The sequence below is a fragment of the Sphingomonas sp. genome, assembly GCF_035490575.1.
In the GTDB taxonomy this organism is placed as follows: Bacteria; Pseudomonadota; Alphaproteobacteria; order Sphingomonadales; family Sphingomonadaceae; genus Sphingomonas.
The window spans coordinates 1-23,945 of the sequence record NZ_DATJLI010000100.1 but is presented as its reverse complement, the minus strand read 5'-3'; the positions used below and the strand labels follow the sequence as shown (position 1 = coordinate 23,945).

The 23,945-nt window shown below is 67.8% G+C and carries 22 protein-coding genes and 1 pseudogene; 17 read left to right on the top strand and 6 right to left on the bottom strand.

From position 1 onward, the window contains the following. The 4 genes from VL973_RS07560 to VL973_RS07545 all read left to right on the top strand — a co-directional run bounded on the left by VL973_RS07560 (nucleotide 1) and on the right by VL973_RS07545 (nucleotide 2,945). On the top strand, nucleotides 1–453 hold the full coding sequence (locus tag VL973_RS07560; protein ID WP_325283416.1) for a MaoC family dehydratase: 453 nt from the start codon (nucleotides 1–3) through the stop codon (nucleotides 451–453). Next, nucleotides 450–1,280: an HpcH/HpaI aldolase/citrate lyase family protein gene (locus VL973_RS07555; RefSeq protein WP_325283415.1), complete on the top strand. Its 831-nt coding sequence runs from the start codon at nucleotides 450–452 to the stop codon at nucleotides 1,278–1,280. The genes VL973_RS07560 and VL973_RS07555 overlap by 4 nt, the downstream gene beginning before the upstream one ends. Nucleotides 1,281–1,355: 75 nt before the next feature. Further along, nucleotides 1,356–2,018 carry an extensin family protein gene (locus VL973_RS07550; RefSeq protein WP_325283414.1) on the top strand — a complete coding sequence of 221 codons (663 nt, stop codon included), beginning with the start codon at nucleotides 1,356–1,358 and terminating at the stop codon, nucleotides 2,016–2,018. A gap of 42 nt (nucleotides 2,019–2,060) precedes the next feature. After that, entirely contained in the window at nucleotides 2,061–2,945 is an 885-nt protein-coding gene (locus VL973_RS07545; protein ID WP_325283413.1) for an LOG family protein, read from the top strand. 122 nt (nucleotides 2,946–3,067) lie between these two features. Here VL973_RS07545 and VL973_RS07540 read toward each other — a convergent pair whose 3' ends face one another. Next, a complete protein-coding gene (locus VL973_RS07540; RefSeq protein ID WP_325283412.1) occupies nucleotides 3,068–3,862 on the bottom strand; it encodes an ImuA family protein in 795 nt (264 codons plus the stop codon). 186 nt (nucleotides 3,863–4,048) lie between these two features. On the opposite strand from VL973_RS07540, the gene VL973_RS07535 reads away from it, so the two are divergent. The 13 genes from VL973_RS07535 to mmsB all read left to right on the top strand — a co-directional run bounded on the left by VL973_RS07535 (nucleotide 4,049) and on the right by mmsB (nucleotide 16,809). Then, nucleotides 4,049–5,332, top strand: a complete 1,284-nt coding sequence (locus tag VL973_RS07535; RefSeq protein ID WP_325283411.1) for a 3-methyl-2-oxobutanoate dehydrogenase (2-methylpropanoyl-transferring) subunit alpha — start codon at nucleotides 4,049–4,051, stop codon at nucleotides 5,330–5,332. Nucleotides 5,333–5,376: 44 nt separating this feature from the next. Continuing rightward, nucleotides 5,377–6,381 (top strand): alpha-ketoacid dehydrogenase subunit beta, encoded by a 1,005-nt coding sequence (locus tag VL973_RS07530; RefSeq protein ID WP_325283430.1) that lies wholly within the window; start codon nucleotides 5,377–5,379, stop codon nucleotides 6,379–6,381. A 4-nt stretch (nucleotides 6,382–6,385) separates the two neighbouring features. Next, nucleotides 6,386–7,666, top strand: a complete 1,281-nt coding sequence (locus VL973_RS07525; protein WP_325283410.1) for a dihydrolipoamide acetyltransferase family protein — start codon at nucleotides 6,386–6,388, stop codon at nucleotides 7,664–7,666. A 40-nt stretch (nucleotides 7,667–7,706) separates the two neighbouring features. Continuing rightward, complete coding sequence (locus VL973_RS07520) at nucleotides 7,707–8,591, top strand: tyrosine recombinase XerC (RefSeq protein ID WP_325283409.1); 885 nt, start codon at nucleotides 7,707–7,709, stop codon at nucleotides 8,589–8,591. A 13-nt stretch (nucleotides 8,592–8,604) separates the two neighbouring features. Continuing rightward, entirely contained in the window at nucleotides 8,605–9,363 is a 759-nt protein-coding gene (gene fdhD, locus VL973_RS07515; RefSeq protein WP_325283429.1) for a formate dehydrogenase accessory sulfurtransferase FdhD, read from the top strand. Beyond that, nucleotides 9,360–9,908, top strand: coding sequence for a molybdenum cofactor guanylyltransferase (gene mobA / locus VL973_RS07510; protein WP_325283408.1), 549 nt, complete (start codon nucleotides 9,360–9,362; stop codon nucleotides 9,906–9,908). Before fdhD ends, mobA begins: the two co-directional genes overlap by 4 nt. 48 nt (nucleotides 9,909–9,956) lie before the next feature. Beyond that, nucleotides 9,957–11,453: a CoA-acylating methylmalonate-semialdehyde dehydrogenase gene (locus VL973_RS07505; RefSeq protein ID WP_325283407.1), complete on the top strand. Its 1,497-nt coding sequence runs from the start codon at nucleotides 9,957–9,959 to the stop codon at nucleotides 11,451–11,453. A 1-nt stretch (nucleotide 11,454) separates the two neighbouring features. Beyond that, nucleotides 11,455–12,390 carry a polysaccharide deacetylase family protein gene (locus VL973_RS07500; RefSeq protein ID WP_325283406.1) on the top strand — a complete coding sequence of 312 codons (936 nt, stop codon included), beginning with the start codon at nucleotides 11,455–11,457 and terminating at the stop codon, nucleotides 12,388–12,390. After that, nucleotides 12,387–12,872 (top strand): hypothetical protein, encoded by a 486-nt coding sequence (locus VL973_RS07495; RefSeq protein WP_325283405.1) that lies wholly within the window; start codon nucleotides 12,387–12,389, stop codon nucleotides 12,870–12,872. The genes VL973_RS07500 and VL973_RS07495 overlap by 4 nt, the downstream gene beginning before the upstream one ends. A 4-nt stretch (nucleotides 12,873–12,876) precedes the next feature. Further along, nucleotides 12,877–14,043, top strand: coding sequence for an acyl-CoA dehydrogenase family protein (locus VL973_RS07490; RefSeq protein ID WP_325283404.1), 1,167 nt, complete (start codon nucleotides 12,877–12,879; stop codon nucleotides 14,041–14,043). A 69-nt stretch (nucleotides 14,044–14,112) separates the two neighbouring features. Beyond that, nucleotides 14,113–15,156 carry an enoyl-CoA hydratase/isomerase family protein gene (locus VL973_RS07485; RefSeq protein WP_325283403.1) on the top strand — a complete coding sequence of 348 codons (1,044 nt, stop codon included), beginning with the start codon at nucleotides 14,113–14,115 and terminating at the stop codon, nucleotides 15,154–15,156. Further along, nucleotides 15,153–15,929 (top strand): enoyl-CoA hydratase, encoded by a 777-nt coding sequence (locus tag VL973_RS07480; protein WP_325283402.1) that lies wholly within the window; start codon nucleotides 15,153–15,155, stop codon nucleotides 15,927–15,929. Before VL973_RS07485 ends, VL973_RS07480 begins: the two co-directional genes overlap by 4 nt. A gap of 1 nt (nucleotide 15,930) precedes the next feature. Further along, complete coding sequence (mmsB, locus tag VL973_RS07475; RefSeq protein WP_325283401.1) at nucleotides 15,931–16,809, top strand: 3-hydroxyisobutyrate dehydrogenase; 879 nt, start codon at nucleotides 15,931–15,933, stop codon at nucleotides 16,807–16,809. 42 nt (nucleotides 16,810–16,851) lie between these two features. Here mmsB and VL973_RS07470 read toward each other — a convergent pair whose 3' ends face one another. The 5 genes and pseudogenes from VL973_RS07470 to VL973_RS07450 all read right to left on the bottom strand — a co-directional run. Next, a complete protein-coding gene (locus tag VL973_RS07470) occupies nucleotides 16,852–18,924 on the bottom strand; it encodes a S9 family peptidase (RefSeq protein ID WP_325283400.1) in 2,073 nt (690 codons plus the stop codon). A 75-nt stretch (nucleotides 18,925–18,999) separates the two neighbouring features. Further along, complete coding sequence (gene purU, locus VL973_RS07465) at nucleotides 19,000–19,854, bottom strand: formyltetrahydrofolate deformylase (protein WP_325283399.1); 855 nt, start codon at nucleotides 19,852–19,854, stop codon at nucleotides 19,000–19,002. Further along, the gene (locus VL973_RS07460) at nucleotides 19,854–20,738 is read right to left on the bottom strand and encodes an RNA methyltransferase (RefSeq protein WP_325283398.1); all 885 of its coding nucleotides are present in this window, start codon (nucleotides 20,736–20,738) and stop codon (nucleotides 19,854–19,856) included. The genes purU and VL973_RS07460 overlap by 1 nt, the downstream gene beginning before the upstream one ends. Nucleotides 20,739–20,788: 50 nt before the next feature. After that, nucleotides 20,789–23,167 carry a hypothetical protein gene (locus VL973_RS07455; RefSeq protein ID WP_325283397.1) on the bottom strand — a complete coding sequence of 793 codons (2,379 nt, stop codon included), beginning with the start codon at nucleotides 23,165–23,167 and terminating at the stop codon, nucleotides 20,789–20,791. Nucleotides 23,168–23,245: 78 nt separating this feature from the next. After that, nucleotides 23,246–23,945 (bottom strand): annotated as a pseudogene (locus VL973_RS07450) (carboxypeptidase); the annotation flags it as partial.

The following is a 23,945-nucleotide window of genomic DNA, read 5'->3' as shown; positions in this document are numbered from 1 at the left end:
ATGGCAGGGCGTTTCTTCGACGAATGGCAGGTCGGCGACCGGATCGAACATGAGATTCGCCGCACCGTCACCGAAACCGACAATCTGTTGTTCTCGACCATGACGCACAATCCGCAGCCGCTTCATCTGGATGCCGAGGCCGCCAGAGCGTCGGAGTTCGGGCGTATCGTGGTCAACGGCACTTTCACCTTCGCGCTGATGGTCGGGCTGTCGGTGGGTGACACGACCATGGGCACGCTGGTGGCCAATCTGGGCTATGACGAACTGGTCATGCCCGCGCCGGTGTTCATCGGCGACACGCTGCGCGCGACCAGCGAAGTTACTGCGCTGCGCCCGTCGAAATCGCGACCCGGGCAGGGGATCGCCACCTGGCGGCACGAGATGCTGAACCAGCGGGATGAAGTCGTCTGCCGCTGCCTGCGCTCGGCCATGCTCAAGGCGCGCGGCGCATGAGGCTGCGTTCGCTGTTGTTCGTGCCCGGCGACCGGCCCGACCGCTTTGAAAAGGCGCTGGCATCGGGCGCCGATGCGCTGATCCTCGATCTTGAGGATTCGGTGACGGCGGAGCGCAAGGGCGTCGCGCGCGAGGCGGTCGCGGCGTTTCTGAAAGGATCGCATGACGCCAACATCCTCGTCCGTGTGAACCCGCTGGACAGCCAATGGGTCGCCGATGACGCACGAGTGGCGCGGGCGGCGGACGGCGTGGTGCTGCCCAAGGCGGAGAGCGCGGCAAGCGTCGCAGCCCTGGCCGATTTGACGGGACCGGATACGCCGTCCGTTCTACCCATCGCGACCGAAACCCCGCGCGCGGTGTTCACGCTGGGCGATTATGGCGCGGTGGCGGATCGGCTGTGCGGCCTGACCTGGGGCGCGGAGGATTTGCCCGCCGCGATCGGCGCGGCGACCTCGCGGCACGACGATGGCAGCTATACCGACCCCTATCGCATGGTCCGCGCGCTGACCTTGTTCGGCGCGCACGCAGCGGGCGTGGCGGCGATTGAGACGGTCTATCCGGCGATCAAGGACCCGGACGGGCTGGGGCGTTATGCCGCGGCGGGCGCGCGCGATGGGTTCACCGGCATGATGGCGATCCACCCGGCACAGGTCGAAGCGATCAACCGGGCCTTTACCCCCGCACCCGAAGCGGTCGTGGCGGCGCGGGCAATTGTCGCTGCCTTTGCGGCATCGCCGGGCGCGGGCGCGCTGCAACTGGACGGACGCATGGTCGATGCGCCGCATCTGAAACAGGCAAAGGCCCTGATCGCGCGCGCGGACGGGTGAAGCGAGGCAGCGGAAAGACGAGCTGAATCCATTCGTTATCCGCATGTTCAGCGCCAGCGCCTAAAGATGGCCGCCATGCGTAACGGTCGGATCGGGTTGGTGGCGGCGGCACCGCTTTTGTTGAGCGCGTGCCTGTTCGGGGGTGGCGACCGGCCCGAACCCCGCCGCACCGCCACCAAATCGGCAACCGCCCGCGCGCCCGCGCGGCCAAGCGCGGAAACGCGGCAATGCCTGGCCGAACTCGATCGCTATTCGGTCGAATATCGCGCTCTGCCGCGACAGGATTTCGGCGGCGGATGCGTCGTCGTCGGTGCGGTGCAATTGCTCGACATCGGCGTGCCGGTCAGCGGGCTGACGTCGATGCGGTGTCCGCTAGCACGTAATTTCTCGAACTGGGTGCGCTTCGCCGTCGCCCCCGCCGCGCGACAGGTGATGGGCAGCGATCTGGTCCGCATCGAAAGCTATGGGACGTTCAATTGCCGCCCGATCGCAGGCAGCGGGCGATTGTCCGAACATGGCCGCGCCAATGCGGTCGATGTGGCGACGTTCGTGCTGGCCGATGGCCGCCGGGTCAGCGTGCTGGGCGGGTGGCGCGGCGACAGCGACGAGCGCCGCTTCCTGCGCGTCATCTTTCAATCAGCGTGCAAGCGGTTCACCACCGCGCTCGGCCCCGAATATAATCGCGCGCACGCCAATCATTTCCATCTGGACATGGGTGGTCGGCCGCTGTGCCGGTGACGCCGCTTTTCACCCACGCGCCGCTCGGCTAAGCGCCGCTCCATGAACGATACCCGAGTGCCTTCGCGCATGTTCCGCCGTGCCGATGAGGATGCCGAGACCGCGCGTCACGGCACCACGACACCGCAGACCGAACATCCCGCCTACAAGCTGGCGTTCCAGGATCTCGACTTCCTGCTGCGCGAGGATCTGCGGCCGGTGCGGTTTCAGCTGGAATTGCTGAAACCCCAGTTGCTGCTGGACGAGGCGCAGATCGCCTCGACCTTCGTCATGTATGGCTCGGCGCGCATCCCCGAGCCGGACAAGGTGCCCGAACTACTCGAACTAGCGAAGGGGACCGATCGGGAAGCGATTGCCGCCCGCTTGGCCGCCAAGGCAAGATATTATGATGTTGCGCGTGAACTGGCTCGGCTGGCGAGCGGCTTTCCGCGCGATACCGATGGCAACCGCCATTTCGTCGTGTGTTCGGGCGGCGGCCCGTCGATCATGGAAGCCGCCAATCGCGGCGCGGGCGATGTCGGCGCGGAATCGGTCGGACTGAACATCGTCCTGCCGCACGAACAGGCGCCAAACCCCTATGTCACGCCGTCGCTGTCGATGCAGTTCCACTATTTCGCGCTGCGAAAGATGCACTTCCTGCTGCGCGCGCGCGCCGTGGCGGTGTTTCCCGGCGGGTTCGGCACGTTCGACGAATCGTTCGAGCTGCTGACGCTGATCCAGACCGGCAAGATCGAGCGGATGCCCGTGCTGTTTTATGGCCGCGAGTTCTGGGAGCGCGTTGTCAGTTTCGAGGCGCTGTGCGAGGAAGGGGTCATCAACCCCGCCGATCTCGACCTCATCACCTGGTGCGAAACCGCCGAGCAGGGCTGGCGGATCGTTCAGGATTTCTGGAAAGCGAAAGAAGCCGCCGAGGGCGACGCGTCGTAAGCACGCGCTTGCCGAATGTTCCGGCGCGCGGCAGGCTGTGCGGGCGCCGATCGTGCGCCGGTTTGCTGGATGCCGTGGACCTCGACCGCAACGGGTGCGGGCTTGCGGAACCGGCGAACGGATTATGCCGCCTTGATGGCTCGGCAGGCTTCCGTCACTTCACGCGATATCGTCGCCCGATGGGTCGCAGCTTCGGGCGGCGCGGCAATCGCATCTGCGCGCGTTAGCCGGGCAGGCGACCGGACAGGCAGCGCGCAGCGCCCCGTCGCGTCACATCCCGCCAACCGCCATTCCCCCGGTTCGCCGCCCAACTGGCGCACCAGCGTCACATGCCAGCGCGCGCGACCCGATGCCGTTGTCGCCGGCGCGCATCTGATCCGCCAGCGTGTCACCGCCGCCGATGGCGCGCCCAGCGGATCGGTGCCCGAGCGCCCATGCCGCTTGAGCAACAGCGCAATCGTCCGGCCACCTTCCGCCGCCTGTTGCAGGCGGCGCGTGGCGGGCAGGCCCACGCGCCTGACCTCACCCACCACCGCGCCCAGCCCGCGGTGGCGCAGCCCTTCCTCCATCCATGCCAGCGCTTCGGCATCGTCGGCGGCTTCGGCATAAAGGACACGTTCGGCGGCAAGACCCACTTGCACCAGTCCCGGCGCGAACAGGTCGCGGCGGCTTGCGACCCAAAGCACCGTGCCCCATGCCCGCGCGGCGATGCCGCCCAGGAACAGCGTGGCGGCGGCATCGTCGGCCAGGCCGGTGCTTTCCCCCGCTACTTCATGCAGCGCGTCGAGCCGCAGCCCTTCCCCCGCCAACCGCGCATCGACCGCGCCGATGCCGAAGGGCAAGGCAGGCCGACGACGAAAGCCGTTGCCTTCAATCGCATTCAGCGTCGCGCGGAGTTCGGCCAGGGTAGCGGGCATGACAACTCGATTGAACCGAGTTGTTCATACTCTGTTCTGGAAAGCGGTCAAGTCAACCGTCTTTTGCCACAGGTGGTTTCAGAAGCGACTTTGCCCCTCGCCAAGCGCGTTGTAATTTTATAATAACGCGTCAATGATGATCTGTTCGCGTGCCCGAACGGCACCGGAATCCTTGGAGAGCATGGTTTGACAGGCGCCCCCCCCGCCAATCGCCCGCCCTTGTCGCTGCATGTGCCCGAACCGCGATTCCGGCCCGGCGACAAGGTGGATTACAGCCATATCGACGTGCCGCCCGCCGGCGCCGCGCGCCGCCCCGAACCGGGCGATGCCGCCGACAGCTTTCACGAACTGGCCTATGGACTGGTGCGCGTGCTGGACGATCAGGGGCAGGCCGTGGGGCCTTGGGCGCCGCGTCTGTCGTCCGATATGCTGCGGCTGATGTTGCGTAACATGGTGCTGGTGCGCGCGTTCGACGAACGCATGTTCCGCGCCCAGCGACAGGGCAAGACCAGCTTCTACATGAAGTGCACCGGCGAGGAAGCGGTGTCGGTCGCCGCCGCCATGGCGATGCAGCGCGACGACATGTGTTTCCCCAGCTATCGCCAGCAGGGCATCCTCATCACGCGCGGCTACAGCCTGGTCGAGATGATGAACCAGATTTATTCTAACCGGGGCGACAAGCTGCAGGGTAAGCAGCTGCCGATCATGTATTCGGCGAAGGATCACGGGTTCTTCTCGATCTCCGGCAATCTGACCACGCAATATCCGCAGGCCGTGGGCTGGGCGATGGCGAGCGCGGCCAAGGGCGACAGTCGCATCGCCGCGACATGGTGCGGCGAGGGGTCGACCGCGGAGGGCGATTTCCATTCGGCGCTGACCTTTGCCACCGTCTATCGCGCGCCGGTCATCCTGAACGTCGTCAACAACCAGTGGGCGATTTCCAGCTTTTCGGGCTTTGCTGGCGCCGAGGCGACCACGTTCGCCGCGCGGGCGCTGGGCTATGGAATTGCCGGGCTGCGCGTCGACGGCAATGATCCGCTGGCGGTCTATGCCGCGACCGAATGGGCGGCGGAGCGGGCGCGCACCAATGCCGGCCCGACGCTGATCGAGCATTTCACCTATCGGGCGGAGGGCCACTCGACCAGCGACGATCCTACTGCCTATCGCTCGGCCGAAGAAGCGAGCGAATGGCCGCTGGGCGACCCGATCCGCCGACTGCGCGACCATCTGATCGCGATCGGCGAATGGGACGAGGATGCCCATGCCGCACAGGATCTGGAACTCGCCGAAACGGTGAAGAAGGCGCAGAAGGAAGCCGAGGCGAACGGCATCCTTGGCCACGGGCTGCTCCAGCCGCTCGACACGCTGTTCGACGGCGTGTTCGAGGAAATGCCCTGGCACCTCAAGGAACAACAGGCCCAGATGCTGGCCGAGGAAGAAGCGAGCGGACGGCCATGGGCGCGCAAGTGAACGAAATGCACGGCGAAGCCGATGCGGCGGGCGACACCGGCCGCATGAACATGATCCAGGCGATCAATTCGGCCATGGACGTGATGATGGCGCGCGACCCCAATGTCGTGGTGATGGGGGAGGATGTCGGCTATTTCGGCGGTGTTTTCCGCGCGACCGCCGGATTGCAGGCAAAATACGGCAAGACGCGCGTGTTCGACACGCCGATCACCGAATGCGGCATCATCGGCGTGGCGATCGGCATGGGCGCCTATGGCCTGCGCCCTGTCCCCGAAATCCAGTTCGCCGATTACATCTATCCCGCGCTGGATCAGCTCGTGTCGGAAGCGGCGCGGCTGCGCTATCGCTCCGGCGGGGAGTTTACCGCGCCCCTGACCGTTCGCTCCCCCTTTGGCGGCGGCATTTTCGGCGGACAGACGCACAGCCAGTCGCCGGAGGGCATCTTCACCCATGTATCGGGGATGAAGACCGTCATTCCGGCCACACCCTATGACGCCAAGGGGCTGTTGATCGCCGCGATCGAGGACAACGACCCCGTTCTCTTCTTCGAACCCAAGCGCATCTATAATGGCCCGTTCGACGGCAATTGGGATCGCCCGGCGCGCAACTGGTCGGCGCATCCCGGCGGCGCGGTGCCGACCGGCTATTATCGCATCCCGCTGGGCAAGGCGGCGTGCGTGCGCGAAGGCGGCGACCTGACCATCCTGGCCTATGGCACGATGGTGCATGTGGCGCAGGCGGTGGTGGAGGAAGCGGGCATCGATGCCGAAATCCTCGACCTTCGCACGCTGGTCCCGCTGGATATCGAGGCGATCGAGGCGTCGGTCAAAAAGACCGGCCGCTGCATGATTATCCATGAGGCCACGCGCACCGCCGGTTTCGGCGCGGAATTGTCGGCGCTCGTCACCGAACGCTGTTTTCACCATCTGGAGGCCCCGGTCGAGCGTGTGACCGGGTTCGACACGCCTTATCCGCACAGCCTTGAATGGGCGTATTTCCCCGGCCCGGTGCGGATCGGACAGGCGCTGAAAAAGATCATGAAGGACTGACCCCATGGCGCTGTTCAAGTTCCGCCTGCCCGATATCGGCGAGGGCATTTCCGAGGCCGAGATCGTCGCGTGGCACATCAAGGTCGGTGACCGGGTCGAGGAAGACCAGAGCCTGGCCGACATGATGACCGACAAGGCGACGGTCGAAATGGAATCGCCGGTCGCGGGCACCGTCGTCGAACTGGCGGGTGAGGTCGGCGATCAGGTGCCGATCGGATCGACGCTGGTGGTGATCGAAACCGAAGGCGCGGAGAGCGATGACGCACCCGCGCAAGGCGACGCGCCCACCGCGCCGGTGGGCGAGGAGCAGGTCGAGGCCGAGAATCCCGGCGTCGAGGAAGTGGCGTCCATCGAAGCGCCCGCACCTGTCGAAACGCCGACCCCGACCCCCGCCGCCCCGGCACCTGCGCCGGTTGCGGACAAGGCAAAGGTGCTCGCGTCGCCGGCCGTTCGCGCGCGGGCCAAGGATCTGGGTATCGACCTGTCGCAGGTGCGGCATGAAGGGGCGCATGTCCGCCATGCCGATCTGGACGCCTTCCTGCGTTACGGCGCGGCGCAGGGATATCACGCGCCGCACGCCAGCCGCGCGCGCGATGACGAGCAGGTCAAGGTCATCGGGATGCGTCGCCGCATTGCCGAAAACATGGCCGCGTCGAAGCGGGCGATCCCGCACTTTACCTATGTCGACGAAATTGACGTAACCGCGCTGGAGGCGATGCGCGGCGACCTGAACGTCAATCGCGGCGACCGGCCCAAGCTGACGCTGCTGCCGTTCCTGATCGTGGCGATCTGTCGCACGCTGCTCGACTTTCCGATGCTGAACGCGCGCTATGATGATGAAGCGGGCGTGGTGACGCGTTCGGGTCGGGTGCACATGGGCATGGCGACGCAGACCGATGCCGGGCTGATGGTGCCGGTTATCCGTGACGCGCAGGACAGGAATGTCTGGCAACTGGCGGCGGAGATCACGCGACTGGCCGATGCCGCGCGCACCGGCAAGGCCAAGTCGGACGAACTGTCCGGCTCGACCATCACCGTCACCTCGCTGGGGCCACTGGGCGGGATCGCCACCACGCCGGTCATCAACCGCCCCGAAGTGGCGATCATCGGCCCGAACAAGATCGTCGAGCGCCCCGTCTTCGACGGCGATGACATCCGCCGTGCCAAGCTGATGAACCTGTCGATCAGCTGCGACCACCGCGTCGTCGATGGCTGGGACGCCGCCAACTATGTTCAGGCGGTTCGCAAGCTGCTCGAAACGCCGGTCCTGCTGTTCGCCGACTGAACGGTTCCCGTGGGGCATCGCATGGGGTAGCGTCGCGGCCGTGACCGACGCGCCGCTTCCCATCGCCTTTGCCCGGCATCTGGCCCGCGACCGTCGGCGCTCGGCGCATACGGTCCGCGCCTATCAGGCGACGGCGGAGCGGTTGCTGGCGTTTCTGCGGCTGCACTGGGGCGGCCCGGTTGCCGCCGCTGACCTGTCGCGGGTCAGCCAGGCCGATCTGCGCGCGTTTCTGGCGGCGCGGCGCGAAGCGGGGCTGGGCAATGCATCGACCGCGCGCGAATTGTCGGCGGTGCGCGCGCTGATGGCCTTTGCCGGGGCGCCGCCGCCGCGCGTTTCCGGCCCGCGCGTAAAAAAGGGCGTGCCGCGCCCCATTGCCCCCGCCGAAGCAGTCGCGCTGGCCGAGGAAGTGGCGGAGGATGCGCGCGAACCCTGGATCGCGGCGCGCGACTGGGCGGTGCTGCTGCTCCTTTACGGCGCGGGGCTTCGCATCGGGGAAGCGATGGCGCTGACCGGCGGGGTGATGCCGCTGGGCGATACGCTGCGCGTCATGGGCAAGCGCGCGAAGGTGCGGGTCGTGCCGCTGCTGCCGGCCGTGCGCGACGCGATACAGGCTTATGCTGCTGCCTGTCCTTACCCGCTGTCGGGGGAAGCGCCGCTGTTTCGCGGGGCGAGGGGCGGGCCGTTGTCGCCCGCGATCATCCGACGGTCGGTGCGCGCCGCGCGGGTGCGCCTTGGCCTGTCCGAGCGCACCACGCCCCATGCACTGCGCCACAGCTTTGCCACGCATCTGCTGGGCCGGGGCGCCGATCTGCGCGCGTTGCAGGAACTGCTGGGCCATGCCAGCCTGGCGTCGACGCAGATCTATACCGCCGTCGATGCCGCGCATCTGCTCGATGTTTATCGGAACGCGCATCCGCGTGCCTGATCCGGCGAAGCTGATGCGCTTTGACGCCATCGCCCGCGACGGCGCGACGCGGGCGATCGAGCGCGCGGTCGCGGTCGAGCGGCCGATCGCGGTCGAGTTCAACAGCATCGGCTATGCCGTGCTGATGGCAACGCCCGCCGATCTGGACGATCTGATAACGGGCTTTGCGCTGGCCGAACGGTTGATCGAGCGGGCGGAGGAATTGGTGGAGCTGGACCTGCACCCGACCGACCGCGGCATCATTGCGCGCGCCATGCTGACCCCCGAACGCGCCGCGCGCGTGGCGGCCCGGGTGCGGCACCGCGTTTCTGAAAGCGGGTGCGGGCTGTGCGGGATCGAGAATCTGGAACAGGCGCTGCGTCCGCTGCCGCGCGTCACCGCGACCAGCGACGCGGGCGATACGGCCTGTTTCGCCGCGCTGGCGGGCTTACGCGATCATCAGCCGCTGAATCGCGCGACGGGGGGCGTCCATGCCGCTGCGCTGGCCACCGCTGACGGCACGATCCGGCTGGTGCGCGAGGATGTCGGCCGCCACAATGCGTTCGACAAGCTGATCGGCGCGATGGCGAGCGGCGGGCTGGGCTGGGATGGCGGGTTCGCGCTGCTCAGCTCGCGCTGTTCGTTCGAACTGGTTGAGAAGGCGGCGTTGGCGAATTGTCCGCTGCTGGTGACGATCTCCGCGCCGACGACGCTGGCGGTCGAGCGGGCGCGCGAAGCGGGACTGCGGCTGGTCGTGCTGGCGCGACCCGACATGATGCTGGCGGTGCCATGATCCTGGGCGCGGTTCTGGCCGGGGGCGAATCGCGCCGGTTCGGCAGCGACAAGGCGGCGGCGCTGCTGGATGGCCGCGCGCTGATCGATCATGCGCTGGCGGCGCTGGGGCCGCATTGCGACGCGCTGGTCGTGGTCGGGCGTGACTGGCCGGGCGTCCGTGGCGTGCCCGATCGCCCCGCGCCGGGACTGGGGCCGCTGGGCGGGTTGAACGCGGCGCTGCATCACGGGGCGGACATCGGCGCCGAGGCGGTGCTGACGCTGGGATGCGACACGCCCGCCGTGCCGCACGCGCTGCTGGCGATGCTGGCGATGCTGGCGGCGCGAGGCGACGCGGCCTTTGTCGACGGCCTGCCGATCATCGGTATCTGGCCGGTGCGCCATGCCGCGCTGCTCGACCATTTCGTCGCGACCGACCCGCGCCGGTCGATGCGTGGTTGGGCCACAGCGTGCGATGCGGTGGCGCTCGACGCCCCGTCGCTTGCCAACATCAACACGCCCGGCGACCTCGACTCGGTGTTGCGGGACCGCCCGCCACCCTGCTAGTTGCGAATGAAACCAGATACGGGCCGATAGCCTGACAGGAGATTGAGGATGCGGACGATCGACCATTTCATTGCGGGTCATGCCGGCATCGGCTCTGCGCGGACCAGCGACGTGTTCGATCCCAACAGCGGTCAGGTGCAGGCGACGGTGCCGCTGGGCGACCGCGCGCTGCTGGACGCCGCCGTTGCCGCGGCACAGGCCGCGCAGCCCGCATGGGCCGCGACCAACCCGCAACGCCGCGCGCGCGTGATGTTCCGGTTCAAGGAACTGGTGGAAGCGAACATGGACGCGCTGGCGCAGATGCTGTCGTCCGAACATGGCAAGGTGATTGCCGACTCCAGGGGCGACATTCAGCGCGGGCTGGAGGTGGTCGAGTTCGCCTGCGGCATCCCGCACGCGCTGAAGGGTGAATATACCAACGGCGCCGGACCCGGCATCGACGTGTATTCGATGCGGACCCCGATCGGCATCGGCGCGGGCATCACGCCGTTCAATTTCCCCGCGATGATCCCGATGTGGATGTTCGGCGTGGCGATCGCGTGCGGCAACGCCTTCATCCTGAAACCGTCGGAGCGCGACCCTTCCGTCCCCGTCCGCCTTGCCGAACTGATGCGCGAAGCGGGTGCGCCGGAGGGTATTTTGCAGGTTGTTCACGGCGACAAGGAAATGGTCGACGCGATTCTCGACCACCCGGCGATCGGAGCGATCAGCTTTGTCGGTTCGTCCGACATTGCCCATTATGTCTATCGCCGCGGGGTCGAGGCGGGCAAGCGCGTGCAGGCGATGGGCGGGGCCAAGAACCACGGCATCGTCATGCCCGACGCCGATCTGGATCAGGTCGTCAACGACCTGTCGGGCGCGGCGTTCGGTTCGGCGGGAGAGCGGTGCATGGCGCTGCCCGTCGTGGTGCCGGTGGGCGACAAGACCGCCGATGCGCTTCGTGAAAAGCTGATTCCTGCCATCGCCGGCCTGCGCGTGGGCGTGTCCACTGATGCGGAGGCGCATTATGGCCCCGTCGTGAATGCCGCGCACAGGCAGCGCGTCGAAAACTGGATCCAGACCGGTGTGGACGAGGGCGCGGAGCTGGTCGTCGACGGGCGCGGGTTCAGCCTTCAGGGGCATGAACAGGGCTTTTTCATCGGTCCCAGCCTGTTCGACCGGGTGACGCCCGACATGCAGTCCTATAAGGAGGAGATCTTCGGCCCCGTCCTCCAGATCGTGCGCGCGCCCGATTTCGAAACGGCGGTGCGGCTGCCCAGCCAGCATCAATATGGCAATGGCGTCGCGATCTTTACCCGCAACGGCCATGCCGCGCGCGAATTCGCCGCGCGGGTGGAGGTCGGCATGGTCGGCATCAACGTGCCGATCCCGGTGCCCGTCGCCTATCACAGCTTTGGCGGGTGGAAGCGTTCGGCATTCGGCGACGTGAACCAGCATGGGATGGAGGGCGTGCGCTTCTGGACCAGGGTCAAGACCGTGACGCAACGCTGGCCCGATGGTTCGCCGGACGGAAGCAATGCCTTTGTCATTCCGACGATGGGGTAACATGCGTGCGCTGCTGATCCTGATCGCGTTGCTGACGGCGATACCGGCGCAGGCGCAACGGCTGATCGCGCTGACCTTCGACGACGTGCCGCGGTCGCCGGGGGCTTGGTATTCACCCGACGAGCGCACGCGGCGCATCGTCGCGGCGCTGGACGAGGGCGGGGTGCGCGGCGCGGCGTTCTTCGTCAATCCCGGCTCGCTGGCCAGGCCCGAGGGCGCTGGCGGGGAGGCGCGGATCGCCGCCTATGTCCGCGCCGGCCACGTCATTGCCAATCACGGCTTCTCGCACCTGGCTGCCAGCAAGACGCCGGCGGCAGCCTATATCGCCGATATCGACCGTGCCGACGCGTGGCTGCGCGGGCGGCCGGGTTTCCGCCCCTGGTATCGCTTCCCCTATCTGGACGAGGGGCAGGGCGACAAGGTGAAGCGCGACGCGATCCGCGCGGCGCTTGCCGCCCGCCGGCTGGCCAATGGCTATGTCACCGCCGATGGCGTCGACTGGCACATCGAGCAACGGACGATCGACGCGGTCACGGCGGGCAAGGTGCTGGATATTGAGGGGCTGCGTGCGCTCTATGTCGAGACGCAGGCGGACGCCGCCGACGTTTACGACGCGCTGGCGGTCAGGGCCACGGGACGCTCGCCGGTCCAGGTCATGCTGATGCACGAAACCGACCTGGCGGCACGCTTCCTTCCCGACCTGATCGCAGAGATGAAGCGGCGCGGCTGGCGCTTCGTGTCGGCCGATGCCGCCTTTGCCGATCCGATCGCGGCGCAGGCGGCAACGGTCGACGTGCCGAGCGCGCAGGGAACCCTTGTCGAGGCCGTGGCTTGGGCAAGGGGATTGCCCGCGCCGCGCTGGTATCGGGGCAATGACACCGCATTGCTCGACACCTGGTACGACGCTCGGGTGCTGAAGGAGGGGCCTGTGCCATGAAGCAGTTGACGATCGCCGCGGCGCTGTTGCTCGCCGCCTGTGGCAGTGCGGACGACGACAGCGAAAGCAACGTGTCCGTCGCGGTGCCCACGGCCGCGCCAAGCCCCGCGGCGCCCACGCCCGAGCCGACCGAAACGCCCGCGCCCGAACCTGGCCCGAGCGAAACCGAGGCCGTGACGGGCGCGATCGACGCCATTCCCGCCGAATGGCGCGGCACCTGGGCCGGGCGCGACGGATGCGGGCAGGCGGCAACGATGCGCGTCGATGTCGAGGCCGACCGGCTGATGTTCTATGAAAGCGAGGGCCGCGCCAGCGAGATCGAACGCCGTGCCCCGCGTGAAATCGCGCTGCGCCTGGACATGTCGGGCGAGGGCGAGAGCTGGACGCGGCGCGCCACGCTGGCGCTGTCGGCCGATGGCGAGCGGCTGACCCGAACCGAAGCGGGACTGGACCCCGTCACCTATACCCGATGTGGAAGCTGACCGAATGACCGATCAATTCGACCTGACCCCCCAGTTTGATCTTACAGACGAGCAGCGCGAAATTCAGGAACTGGCGCGCCGCTTCACCGCCGACCGCATCACTCCCTTTGCCGCCGAATGGGACGAAAAGCACATCTTCCCGCGTGACACGGTGAAGGCCGCCGCCGAGTTGGGGTTCGGCGCGATCTATGTCCGCGAGGAATCGGGCGGCATCGGGCTGGGCCGCGTGGAAGCGGCGCTTATCATGGAGGCAATGGCCCATGGCTGTCCGTCGACCAGCGCGTTCATCTCGATCCACAACATGGCCGCATGGATGCTCGACCGCTTTGCCTCGGCCGAGCTGAAGGACCGTTACCTGCCCCGGCTGGTGGGGGCCGAATGGCTGGCCAGCTATTGCCTGACCGAACCGTCATCGGGTTCGGACGCCGCCGCGCTCAAGACGCGGGCGGTGCGCGACGGCGATCATTTCGTCGTCAGCGGCACCAAGCAGTTCATCTCCGGCGCGGGTGAGAACGAGTTGTATCTGGTGATGGTCCGCACCGGGGGTGAGGGGCCAAAGGGCATTTCGTGCCTGGCGATCGAACGCGACATGCCCGGCGTCAGCTTTGGCGCGAACGAACGCAAGCTCGGCTGGCATTCGCAACCCACCCGCGCCGTCACGTTCGAGGATGTGCGCGTTCCCGTCGCCAATCTGGTGGGCGAAGAGGGTGAGGGGTTCCGCATTGCGATGACGGGGCTGGACGGCGGGCGGCTGAACATCGGCGCGTGCTCGCTGGGCGGCGCGCAGCGGTGTCTGGACGAAGCGGTGCGCTATACCAAGGAGCGCCAGCAATTCGGGCGGCCCGTCGCCGACTTCCAGAACACGCAGTTCATGCTGGCCGACATGGCGACCGAGCTGGAGGCGGCGCGCGCGCTGCTCTACATGGCGGCGGGCAAGGTGACGGCGGGCGCGCCCGATCGCACGCGGTTCGCCGCCATGGCCAAGCGGCTGGCGACCGACACCGGATCGGCGGTGGCCGACCGCGCGCTGCAACTGCATGGCGGCTATGGTTATCTGATGGATTACCCGGTCGAGCGTTTCTGGCGCGATCTGCGCGTGCATTCGATCCTTGAGGGAACCAATCAGGTGATGCGGATGATCGTCGGGCGCGATCTGTTGCGCGGCGACTGACAAAACCCCTCCCCGGCACGGGGAGGGGGACCATGCGGAGCATGGTGGAGGGGTTTGCGGGAGAGTGGTTTGACCGACGACATCATCATCGAACGCGACGGCGCACTGGGCCGCATCCGGCTGAACCGGCCAAAGGCGATCCATGCGCTGACCGCCGATATGTGCCGAGTGATGCTGGATGCGCTGGGCGAGTGGGCGAACGATCCCGCGCTACAGGCCGTGACGATCGACCATGCCGAGGGCCGGGGCTTTTGCGCGGGCGGCGACATCCGCCTGATCGCCGAGAGCAGCGCGGGCGACGGACAGGCGGCGCGCGATTTCTTCCGCGTCGAATATGCCATGAACCACCGGCTGTTCACCTTTGCCAAGCCGGTGGTGGCGTTCATGGACGGCATCACCATGGGCGGCGGCGTCGGCATTTCGCAGCCCGCGCGCTATCGTGTCGCCACCGAGAACACGCGCTTCGCCATGCCCGAAACCGCGATCGGCCTGTTCCCCGATGTCGGCGGCGGCTGGTATCTGTCGCGGCTGGACGGGCGGATGGGGCAGTTTCTGGCGCTGAGCGGCCATCGGCTGGACGGGGCGGAATGTCTCGCGCTGGGGCTGGCGTCGCATTACCTGCCCGCCGATGCGCTGGTAGAGGCCAAGCGCCGCATCGCCGCCGACCCGGCGGGGATCGAGGACGTGCTGGACGCCCTGTCCACCCCTGCGCCCGATGCGCGCATCCTCGCCCACCGCGACGCCATCGACCGGCTGTTCGCCAGCGACCGGCTGGAGGACGTGCTGACCGCGCTGGACGAAGACGGCGGCGAATGGGCGCGCCGGCAGCGCGACACGCTGGCTACCAAGTCGCCGCAGGCAATGAAGGTCAGCCTGAAGCTGTTGCTCGACGGGCGCGCCATGCCCAGTTTCGAGGATGAGATGCGCCAGGAATTCGCCGTCGCCTCCCACGTCGTCCAGCGCCCCGACATTGTCGAGGGCGTGCGCGCGGTGATCGTCGACAAGGACAATGCCCCGCGCTGGAACCCCGACACCCCCCGCGGCGTCAGCGATCACCTGATCGACCGCATCTTTGCGCCGCTGCCCGCCGATGAGGAATGGAACCCCGCATGACCGATTATGAAACGATCCTTGTCGAACGGCGAGAGCGCGTGACGCTCATCACGCTGAACCGGCCCAAGGCGCTGAACGCGCTGAACGCACAGGTGCTGGCCGACCTGCTCGCCGCGCTGGCGGCGTTCGATGCCGATGGCGGGCAGGGTTGCGCCGTCATCACCGGCAGCGAAAAGGCGTTCGCGGCCGGTGCCGACATCAAGGAGATGTCGGACATGGGCTTTGCCGACATGTATGGCGGCAATCACTTTTCCGGCTGGGAGGCGTTCGGGCGGACGCGCAAGCCGGTGATCGCGGCGGTCGCGGGCTATGCACTGGGCGGCGGGTGCGAGCTGGCGATGATGTGCGACTTCATTCTGGCGGCGGACACGGCAAAGTTCGGCCAGCCCGAGGTCAAGCTGGGCGTGACGCCAGGCATGGGCGGGTCGCAGCGGCTGGCCCATGCGGTGGGCAAGGCCAAGGCAATGGAAATGGTGCTGACCGGCCGGATGATGGATGCCGAAGAGGCCGAGCGGGCAGGGCTTGTCGCGCGCATCGTCCCTGCCGCCGATCTGGTCGAGGATGCGATGAAAACCGCCGCCGCCATCGCGGGCATGGCCCCGCTGGCGGTGCTGGCGAACAAGGAAATGGTGAACGCCGCGTTCGAAATGCCGCTGGCGCAGGGCGTCCAGTTCGAACGCCGCCTGTTCAACGGACTGTTCGGCACCGAGGACCAGAAGGAGGGCATGACCGCCTTTGTCGAAAAGCGTCCCGGCAACTGGAAGGGGCGCTGACATGGCCCGCATCGCATTTATCGGGCTGGGCAATATGGGCGGCGGCATGGCCGCCAATCTGGCCAAGGCAGGGCATGACGTGCGCGCCTTCGACCTGTCCGAAGAAGCGCTGGCGCGCGCGAAGAAGGCCGGGTGCCTGCCCGCCGAAAGCGCCGCCGCCGCATGTGAGGATGCCGAGGCGGTGGTGACGATGCTGCCCGCGGGGACGCATGTCGAAAGCGTCTATGACGACAGCGTGCTCACAACCGCGCCGCGTGCCGCGATCCTGATCGACTGTTCGACCATTCCCGTCGCCACGGCCCGCGCGGTAACCGAACGGGCCGTGGAAAAGGGCTTTGCCATGGTCGACGCGCCGGTGTCGGGTGGCATCGCTGCGGCCAATGCAGGCACCCTGACTTTCATGGTCGGTGGCAGCGCCGAGGCGTTCGAGCGCGCGCAGGGCTATCTGGACGAGATGGGCAAGGCGGTGATCCATGCCGGGGGCGCGGGCGCGGGACAGGCGGCCAAGATCTGCAACAACATGCTGCTGGGCGCGACGATGATCGCGACGTGCGAGAGCTTTGCGCTGGCCGAAAAGCTGGGGCTGGACCTCCAGACCTTTTACGACATCGCGTCGCAGGCATCGGGGCAGAGCTGGTCGATGACGAGCTATTGCCCCGTGCCCGGCGTCGGACCGGAAACGCCCGCCGACCGCGAGTATCAGGGCGGGTTCGCCGCCGCGCTGATGCTGAAGGACCTGCGGCTCGCCATGGATGCGGCGGCGGGCGCGTCGGCCGACACGCCGATGGGCGCGCGCGCGGCCGAGCTTTACCAGCGGTTCGTCGATGGCGGGGATGCCGCCACCGACTTTTCGGGCATCATCCGCATGTTGAAGGGGTAAGCCGTTTGGCACCCCGGCCAGCGAGCCGGGGTGCCGCGCGAATCAGTTCCCGGCGGTCGCCGCGGCCGCGCTGCCGCGATATTTGTCGAACCACGCCAGGATCGCCGACGCTTTGGCTGCGGACTGGCTGGGCCGTGCCGTGAAGCCGCCATGGCTGGCGCCCGTCACCTTGACCAAAGCTGTCGGAACGCCGCGAATTTGCAGCGCGGCGTAATATTGCTCGCTCTCGCTGACGGGGGTGCGATAATCTTCGCTGCCGACCACCACCAGCGTCGGCGTCTTGACGTTGCCGACCAGACTGAGCGGCGAGCGCGCCCAATAACTCATCGGGTCTTCCCATGGCTGTTTGGCGAACCAGTAACGCGAGGTAAAGCCGGTGCCGTCCATGGTCAGCGCCTCGCTGATCCAGTTGATGACGGGCTTTTGCGTCGCCGCCGCCTTGAATCGGTCGGTCTTGCCGACGATCCAGCTGGTCAGCACGCCGCCGCCCGAGCCGCCGGTGACGAACAGGTTGTTCGGATCGGCCACGCCCGCGCCGATCGCGGCGTCGACGGCGGCCATCAGGTCGTCATAGTCCTCCGCCGGGTAATTCTTGTCGATCAGATTGGCGAATTCGGCACCGTAGGAGGTCGACCCGCGCGGGTTGGTGTAGAGCACGGCGTAACCGGCGGCGGCGTAAAGCTGATAATCGCTGGAGAACACCGGCGCATAGGCAGTGTGCGGCCCGCCATGGATCTCGAGGATCAGCGGCACGCGCGCGCCCGGCTGATAGCCCGGCGGCAGCACCAGCCACGAATCGATCTTGCGGCCGTCCTTTGAGGTCACGTCCAGCGGTCGAAGCTGGCCCATCGCCTTGCCCGCCAGCCAGGTCTCGTTGAGCTGTGTCACGGGCCTGCCGTTCAGCCACACATCGGCAGGCTTGCGCCAGTCGCCGCCGGTATAGGCGACGCGCCCGTCGTTCGAGACCGAAAAGGTGCCGCCGGTATAGGGCCGGTCCAGCCCGCCGCCCGCCAGCCCGTCGACCACCGGCGTCACGCGACCGTTCAGGTCGATGCGCGCGACCTTCTTCACCGCGTGGTCGTCATAGGACACGAAGATGCTGCGTCCGTCCTTCGCCCAGACGGCGGTGTCGATTTCGCGGTCGAGACTGGCGGTCAGCGAGCGCGGGTTCGATCCGTCGCGGTCCATGACATACAGTTGCGCCGGTTCATGGCTGCGGCGTTTGTCGTCATAGCCGAGATAGGCGATGCGCGCGCCGTCGGGCGACACCGCAGGGGCCGCGTCGGGACCATAGCGGCGCGTCAGTTGGGTCAGCGCACCGCTGGCCACATCGACCGAATGGATGTCGCTGTCGTTCGGCTCCCGTTCCCAGTCCGCACGGCGGTTGGTGGCGAACACGATCGCGCGGCCATCGCGTGACCAGCTCAACGGGCCGCCATCGTTGAAATCGCCGAAGGTCAGCTGGCGCGGCGCGCCGCCGTCGGCGGAAACCACGAACAGATGGTCGTAACCCGGCTTCAGATAGCCCGCGCCGTCCGCGCGATAGGTCACGCGGTCGATCACCTCCAGCGGTTCGGCCCATTTGGCCCCTTCGGGCTTGGGCGGCGCCTTGCCCAGCTTCATGCCTTCACCCGGAACGCGCATGACATAGGCGATCTGGCGACCGTCGGGCGACCAGCTGAGCGCGTCGGGGCTGTCCGCCATGCCGGTGATGCGTGCCGTCTCTCCGCTTGCCATCCAGCGGACGTGGAGTTGCGGTGACTGCCCCTCGCCAGCGGAGACATAGGCAAGGCGCGTGCCGTCGGGCGACCAGCGCGGGCTGCTGTGCGAACCCGGCCCGGCGGCCAGCGGGGTCTGGACGCCGGTTTTCGTGTCGATCAGCCAGATGGCCGAGCGCATCTGGTCGGACATGATGTCGCCCGACCGGCGGACATAGGCGATGCGCGAACCATCGGGGCTGATCTGCGGGTCGCTGGCCTGTTCCAGGCTGAACAGGTCGCTGCCGGTGAACAGCCGGCTGGGCGCCTGCGCGGTGGCGGCGGGCGACGTGGCTTCCTGTGCGAATGCGGGGGCGGCGGTGCCGGCGAGCAGCAGCACGGCGAAGTGGCGAAACATCCGGTGTTTTCTCCCTGTTACGGGCGGAGGTTCGCGCGCCGCCCGCCGACAGGCAAGCGGTTTCGGACATTACCGTCAGTTGCGGAAGACGACGGTCCGGTTGCCGTTCAGCAGCACCCGGTCCTCCAGGTGGTGGGCCACTGCCGTCGCCAGCACGCGGCGTTCGATGTCGCGGCCCTTGCGGACCAGATCTTCGGGCGTATCGGCATGACTGATCGGCTCGACATCCTGCGCGATGATCGGCCCTTCATCCAGGTCGGCGGTAACGTAATGCGCGGTCGCGCCGATCATCTTCACTCCGCGCGCATGAGCCTGGTGATAAGGTTTGGCGCCCTTGAATCCGGGCAGGAAACTGTGATGGATGTTGATGCACCGGCCCGACAGCCAGCCCGCCAGATCGTCCGACAATATCTGCATGTAACGCGCCAGCACGACCAGATCGGCGGCGGTCTCCTCGACGATCCCTTTCACCCGCGCTTCCTGTTCAGGCTTGGTGTCGGGCGTGACGGGCAAATGGTGGAAGGGGATGTCACCGATCCCGCCGACGTTCAGCACGCTTTGCGGATGGTTCGACACGATGGCGGCGACATCCATGTCCAGCTCGCCGACGCGCCGGCGATACAGCAGGTCGCCCAGGCAATGGTCGAATTTCGATACCATCAGCACCACGCGCTGCCGCTCGCCCGCGCCGCGCAGCTTCCACGCCATGCCATGTTCGACGGCGAGGGGTGTGAATGCCGCGCGGATGGTGGCGGCGTCGCCCGACGCCAGTTCGAACACCACCCGCATGAAAAAGCGGCGGTTCATCCGGTCGTCGAATTGCTGGGCATCGACGATATTGCCGCCATGCCCCGCCAGAAACCCCGCCACCGCCGCGACCAGCCCCGGCCGGTCGTCGCACGACAGCGTCAGCGTGCAGAGTTCGCCCATCACATCTCCCCCGACCGGTCGCGTGGCCGCGCCAGCGCCGTCAACATGCCGCGCACCGTCCGCACTTCCTGCGCGGTCCAGGCGGGCTTGGTCAGAAGCGTCCGCATCGTCCGCCGGATCGTGGGAATGCGGTCGACCGGAAAGAAATAACCGGCGCCTGCCAGCATCGTGTCCCATTGCGCGATCATGCCATCCAGATCGGCCTGGCTGGCGGGCGGATCGAGTTCGGTATCGGTCGGCTGCACCAGCGCGACATGCCTCGACCATTCATAGGCGACCAGGATCACCGCCTGGGCCAGATTGAGCGAGCCGAAATCGGGATTGATCGGCACGGTCAGGATTTCGCGGGCGATGGCCACATCGTCGGTTTCCAGCCCCGATCGCTCCGGCCCGAACAGGATGGCGGAGCGGCCGGTGCGGCCATGAATGCCGGCCGCGGCCTGCTCCGGCGTCACCACCGGCTTGGTCACGCCGCGCTTGCGGACGGTGGTGGCATAGACATGCGCGCAATCGGCCACTGCATCGTGCACGCTGTCGAACACGCGCGCTTGTCGCAGCACGATGTCGGCGCCGCTGGCGGCGGGACCGGCGGCGGGATTGGGCCAGCCGTCACGCGGGGCGACGAGGCGCATCTCGGTCAGGCCGAAGTTCAGCATCGCGCGCGCCGCCTTGCCGATATTCTCGCCCAGTTGCGGGCGGACCAGCACGATCACCGGCGGGGGTGCGCGATCCGCCGCCGCTGCCGCCGCTTCGGCCGTGTCGAACGCCTGTGACCAGATCAGGGTCGCGCCGGGCATCGCCGACAAGGTGGTGTTCGGATCGTCGCCATGGCCGCGGTGAAGCGCGCCATCGGCATCGCGGATGAGATAGGCCCAGAACTGCATCGCCCGCGCTTATCCCCCGTCACGGCCCTTCGACAAGCGCGAAGGCGGACTTACCCCTGCGGTCCGGGCAGGTTCATTCGCACCGGCGCGTCCAGCGCGTCGTGCAGGCGAAGGAACAGCGCGCCGCCCGCCGGGCGCGGCACGGTGATGGTGGCGCCGACGAAACCGATCGGAACCTTGGTGGACGAAGTCAACTCGGCGTTGTCCCCGATGGCGGCGATCAGGAACAGTTCGCGCCCCGCAAGCGAACATTCGCCTGTGTCGCCGGGACAGGACAGGCCGGTCAGTTCGGGCAGGCGGACGACCTGCGCCAGCGGTTGCCAGTCGCCGGGGGCGCCGTCGTTGAGCAGGCGGAAGCGCAAGGGGCCGGCGACGCTGCGCCCGAACAGCGCGTGCGGCGCGACGCTGGCGACCACCACATCCTCGCCGATGCGTTGCAGCGCACCCGTCTTGAAATCGAGCCGGGCGGTCGTGCCGTCGCGCGTCGCGATCTCGATCCCGTCGCGAAGCGGACCGTTCTCGACGCGGAAGGAGAAGTCCAGTCGCCCGCCCTCGGGCAACAACGCGTCGGGCAGGATGATGGGCAGCACGCCGTCGGGCGCCTGATACGCGGCCTTGCGGCTGATAAGGCGCGCGAGGGGCCGGGGCGGGGCGATGGCGGCGCGCACGCGCGTGGTGCGCCCGTCCTTCAGCGTGACAGCGGCGTCCATCGCGCCGGGAACCTGTTCGACAGGCGCCTCGGCCAGCATGGTCAGCCGGTCGCCATCGCCGTCGCGCGTGATCGCGCCGGGCGTGAAGCGCAGCGATCCGACCGACAATTGCGCGACCTGATCCAGTCGCGCGCCGCGCAGCACGCCTTGCCGGTCGCCCGCATGAACGGTGAAGCCGTCGATGCGGCTCGCCTCCACCCGACCGGTCAGCGCGATCGTCTGCGGCGGGTCGGCGCCATATCGCGCGACCGCCAGCGACAGCGGCCCCGCGCGCACGGCCTTTAGCGGCAACAGGGTCTCGATCTGGTCGGGGGCGGTCATTTTCCATGCCACGCTGCGATTGGCGCCTTCGGGTGCCCCCAGCGCGACTTGCGACACACAGGCAGCGGCCCCGCCATGCAGCGTCAGCTTGTGTTCGCGCCCGACGATCACCGTTGCATCGGGCCGCGCCTGCCACGCGCCGGGAGCGTCGAGCACGCCGGGCAGGCGAGGACCCGAAAAGTCGTCGAACCCCCATTTGCCGCGCAGCACCGCCCCCGTTACGCTGCCCAGATCGGGCAGGCCGTCGCGCGCGTTGATGCGGACGCCGCCCGCTTCGGCATCGGCGGTTACGGGCAGCCTGCGGGTCGCGCCGTCGCTGCCGGTGACGGCCAGCGACAGGTCGCGGGCATAGCCGGTGGCGTAAAGCAGCGACGCGTCCTCAAGCGGCAGCGTCGCTTCCGGTCGTGCGAGGCATACCGAATCCTGACCGCCCGCCTGCCAGCGAGGGGGCGCAGCGACGCCGATCGGCGGCAGCGGCGCGACGAGGACCGATCGCGGATTCTGAAATGACGGCGCGGCATTGAGCTTGAGGTGGATCTGCTGCCCCTGACTGACCGACAGCGCGGGCAGATATTGATATTGCGCGGTTCGAAATGCGCCGAACAGCCGCGCCACATCGCGCGCCAGCCCGATATAGGGGCTGTAATAACCAGCACCCGCCTCCGGCGTGGCGGCGATGCGATAGGCCAGGTCGACGGGGGTGCCGGTCAGTGTCTCGGCCAATGTCGTGCCGCGCTGCGCCTGCAGCACCAATGTCTCGCGGTTCTGCGTCAGGCATGTCGCCTGCAATGCGCGCGGGCGCGACAGGCATTCGGCGTTCAGCTTGATCCCCAGCGACTTGGCCAGCACCGGCGCGACCGAACCCAGCCGCGCGGGATCGGCGTCGCCGATCCGCCCCACCGCCCCGACAAACGCGTCCAGCCGCGCATGGTCGAGCGATGCCTGATACAGATCCTGTGCCGCGCGGACGAACACGCCGGGCCGCCCGCGGACCGCGTCGCGCACCGCATCGAACCCGCCGCCGGTTTCGGGGGCAAGGAACAACAGCGCCTGTTCCGCCCCCTCCGGCACGATGATTTCCAGCGTGTTGTCCTTTTCCCGCCAGGTTTCGGCGCGCGAAAACCATTTTTTGAGCGGCGGATTGGTGGCGCCGCGCAGGAACGCGGCGATCAGCATGTAGCGTGCCGCCTGATCGTCGGGGAAAGCGGCCTTCGCGATCAGCCGGTCGCCCGCCTGCAACGCGGGCACTGCCGTGATCGGCAATACGACGCCGCCGCGCTCGACCGTGACGCTCAGCGCCGGGCCTGCCAGGTCGAAGCCGCCTTGCTGCTGCGCCGGGGCGGGGACCGCGATAAGCAGCGAGAACATCGCCAACAGAGCCGGGATTACGCGAACCATCGCGCTCCTATAGCGGTGGCGGCGGCACCGCGTCACGCGCCAACCGCCCCGCACGCTATTCGCGTTCGGCAATCCGCGTCAGGCGGGTTCGCGCGCGATCGGATAGGTCATGTGAAACCGGCTGCGGTCGGGCAGGTGCCGCGTCACCCATTCCAGCCGCGCATCGGGATCGGCGGCAAAGCCGGGATCGTCGCGCAGCTTGCGCTGGAAGGCCGCGTTCAGCACCGGGTGCTGCGCCAGCCATGCCGCCGCCAGCGGTGCCGCAACGAAATCCTCGGCACCGGGCGGCGACGAAAGCATTTCGGGAAAGAATCCCCAGGCCAGGAACGAATCGGGTGCCTCCGGCTCGAGCAGGGCCGCCGCGAGCAGGCCGAGCGGCTGGTCGACGGGCACGCGGATCGTCCCGGCGGGTAGCGTTTCGCGTGTCGTCCGGTGCTCGAAACGGGCATCCAGTGGCAGGCGTCCATCCTGTGCGGGGCGGACCTTTGCGTCGGTCAGGTGCACGCGGTCCAGCGTCAGCGTGCGCGGCGCATCGATCAGTTCGAACGCGATGCCGTGCAGGCGCAGCCGGTCGATCACCTCGACCTGTTCGGCGGGCACCCACCACGCCCTGGGCAGCGTCACCGTTTCGACCGGTTCCTGCCCGATGATCGGCATACGGAATGTGACCGGCCGCCCGGTCCAGCGTTGCTCCATCCGCCCGGTGACGGGCGAGCGATAGGTATCGAACGCCACGCCCTTGAAGTCCTCGACCCACCCGACCGGCTGCTTGGCGGGG

Excerpts from the sequence above, each read along its gene's own strand:
- VL973_RS07555 (WP_325283415.1), top strand. The coding sequence starts at position 450 with ATGAGGCTGCGTTCGCTGTTGTTCGTGCCCGGCGACCGGCCCGACCGC.
- VL973_RS07560 (WP_325283416.1), top strand. The coding sequence starts at position 1 with ATGGCAGGGCGTTTCTTCGACGAATGGCAGGTCGGCGACCGGATCGAA.
- fdhD (WP_325283429.1), top strand. The coding sequence starts at position 8,605 with ATGCGCTTTGACGCCATCGCCCGCGACGGCGCGACGCGGGCGATCGAG.
- purU (WP_325283399.1), bottom strand. The coding sequence starts at position 19,854 with ATGGGCGAACTCTGCACGCTGACGCTGTCGTGCGACGACCGGCCGGGG.
- VL973_RS07460 (WP_325283398.1), bottom strand. The coding sequence starts at position 20,738 with ATGCAGTTCTGGGCCTATCTCATCCGCGATGCCGATGGCGCGCTTCAC.
- VL973_RS07500 (WP_325283406.1), top strand. The coding sequence starts at position 11,455 with ATGCGTGCGCTGCTGATCCTGATCGCGTTGCTGACGGCGATACCGGCG.
- VL973_RS07505 (WP_325283407.1), top strand. The coding sequence starts at position 9,957 with ATGCGGACGATCGACCATTTCATTGCGGGTCATGCCGGCATCGGCTCT.
- VL973_RS07540 (WP_325283412.1), bottom strand. The coding sequence starts at position 3,862 with ATGCCCGCTACCCTGGCCGAACTCCGCGCGACGCTGAATGCGATTGAA.
- VL973_RS07490 (WP_325283404.1), top strand. The coding sequence starts at position 12,877 with ATGACCGATCAATTCGACCTGACCCCCCAGTTTGATCTTACAGACGAG.
- VL973_RS07525 (WP_325283410.1), top strand. The coding sequence starts at position 6,386 with ATGGCGCTGTTCAAGTTCCGCCTGCCCGATATCGGCGAGGGCATTTCC.
- VL973_RS07530 (WP_325283430.1), top strand. The coding sequence starts at position 5,377 with ATGAACATGATCCAGGCGATCAATTCGGCCATGGACGTGATGATGGCG.
- VL973_RS07455 (WP_325283397.1), bottom strand. The coding sequence starts at position 23,167 with ATGGTTCGCGTAATCCCGGCTCTGTTGGCGATGTTCTCGCTGCTTATC.
- mmsB (WP_325283401.1), top strand. The coding sequence starts at position 15,931 with ATGGCCCGCATCGCATTTATCGGGCTGGGCAATATGGGCGGCGGCATG.
- VL973_RS07545 (WP_325283413.1), top strand. The coding sequence starts at position 2,061 with ATGAACGATACCCGAGTGCCTTCGCGCATGTTCCGCCGTGCCGATGAG.
- VL973_RS07480 (WP_325283402.1), top strand. The coding sequence starts at position 15,153 with ATGACCGATTATGAAACGATCCTTGTCGAACGGCGAGAGCGCGTGACG.
- VL973_RS07470 (WP_325283400.1), bottom strand. The coding sequence starts at position 18,924 with ATGTTTCGCCACTTCGCCGTGCTGCTGCTCGCCGGCACCGCCGCCCCC.
- VL973_RS07495 (WP_325283405.1), top strand. The coding sequence starts at position 12,387 with ATGAAGCAGTTGACGATCGCCGCGGCGCTGTTGCTCGCCGCCTGTGGC.
- VL973_RS07550 (WP_325283414.1), top strand. The coding sequence starts at position 1,356 with ATGCGTAACGGTCGGATCGGGTTGGTGGCGGCGGCACCGCTTTTGTTG.
- mobA (WP_325283408.1), top strand. The coding sequence starts at position 9,360 with ATGATCCTGGGCGCGGTTCTGGCCGGGGGCGAATCGCGCCGGTTCGGC.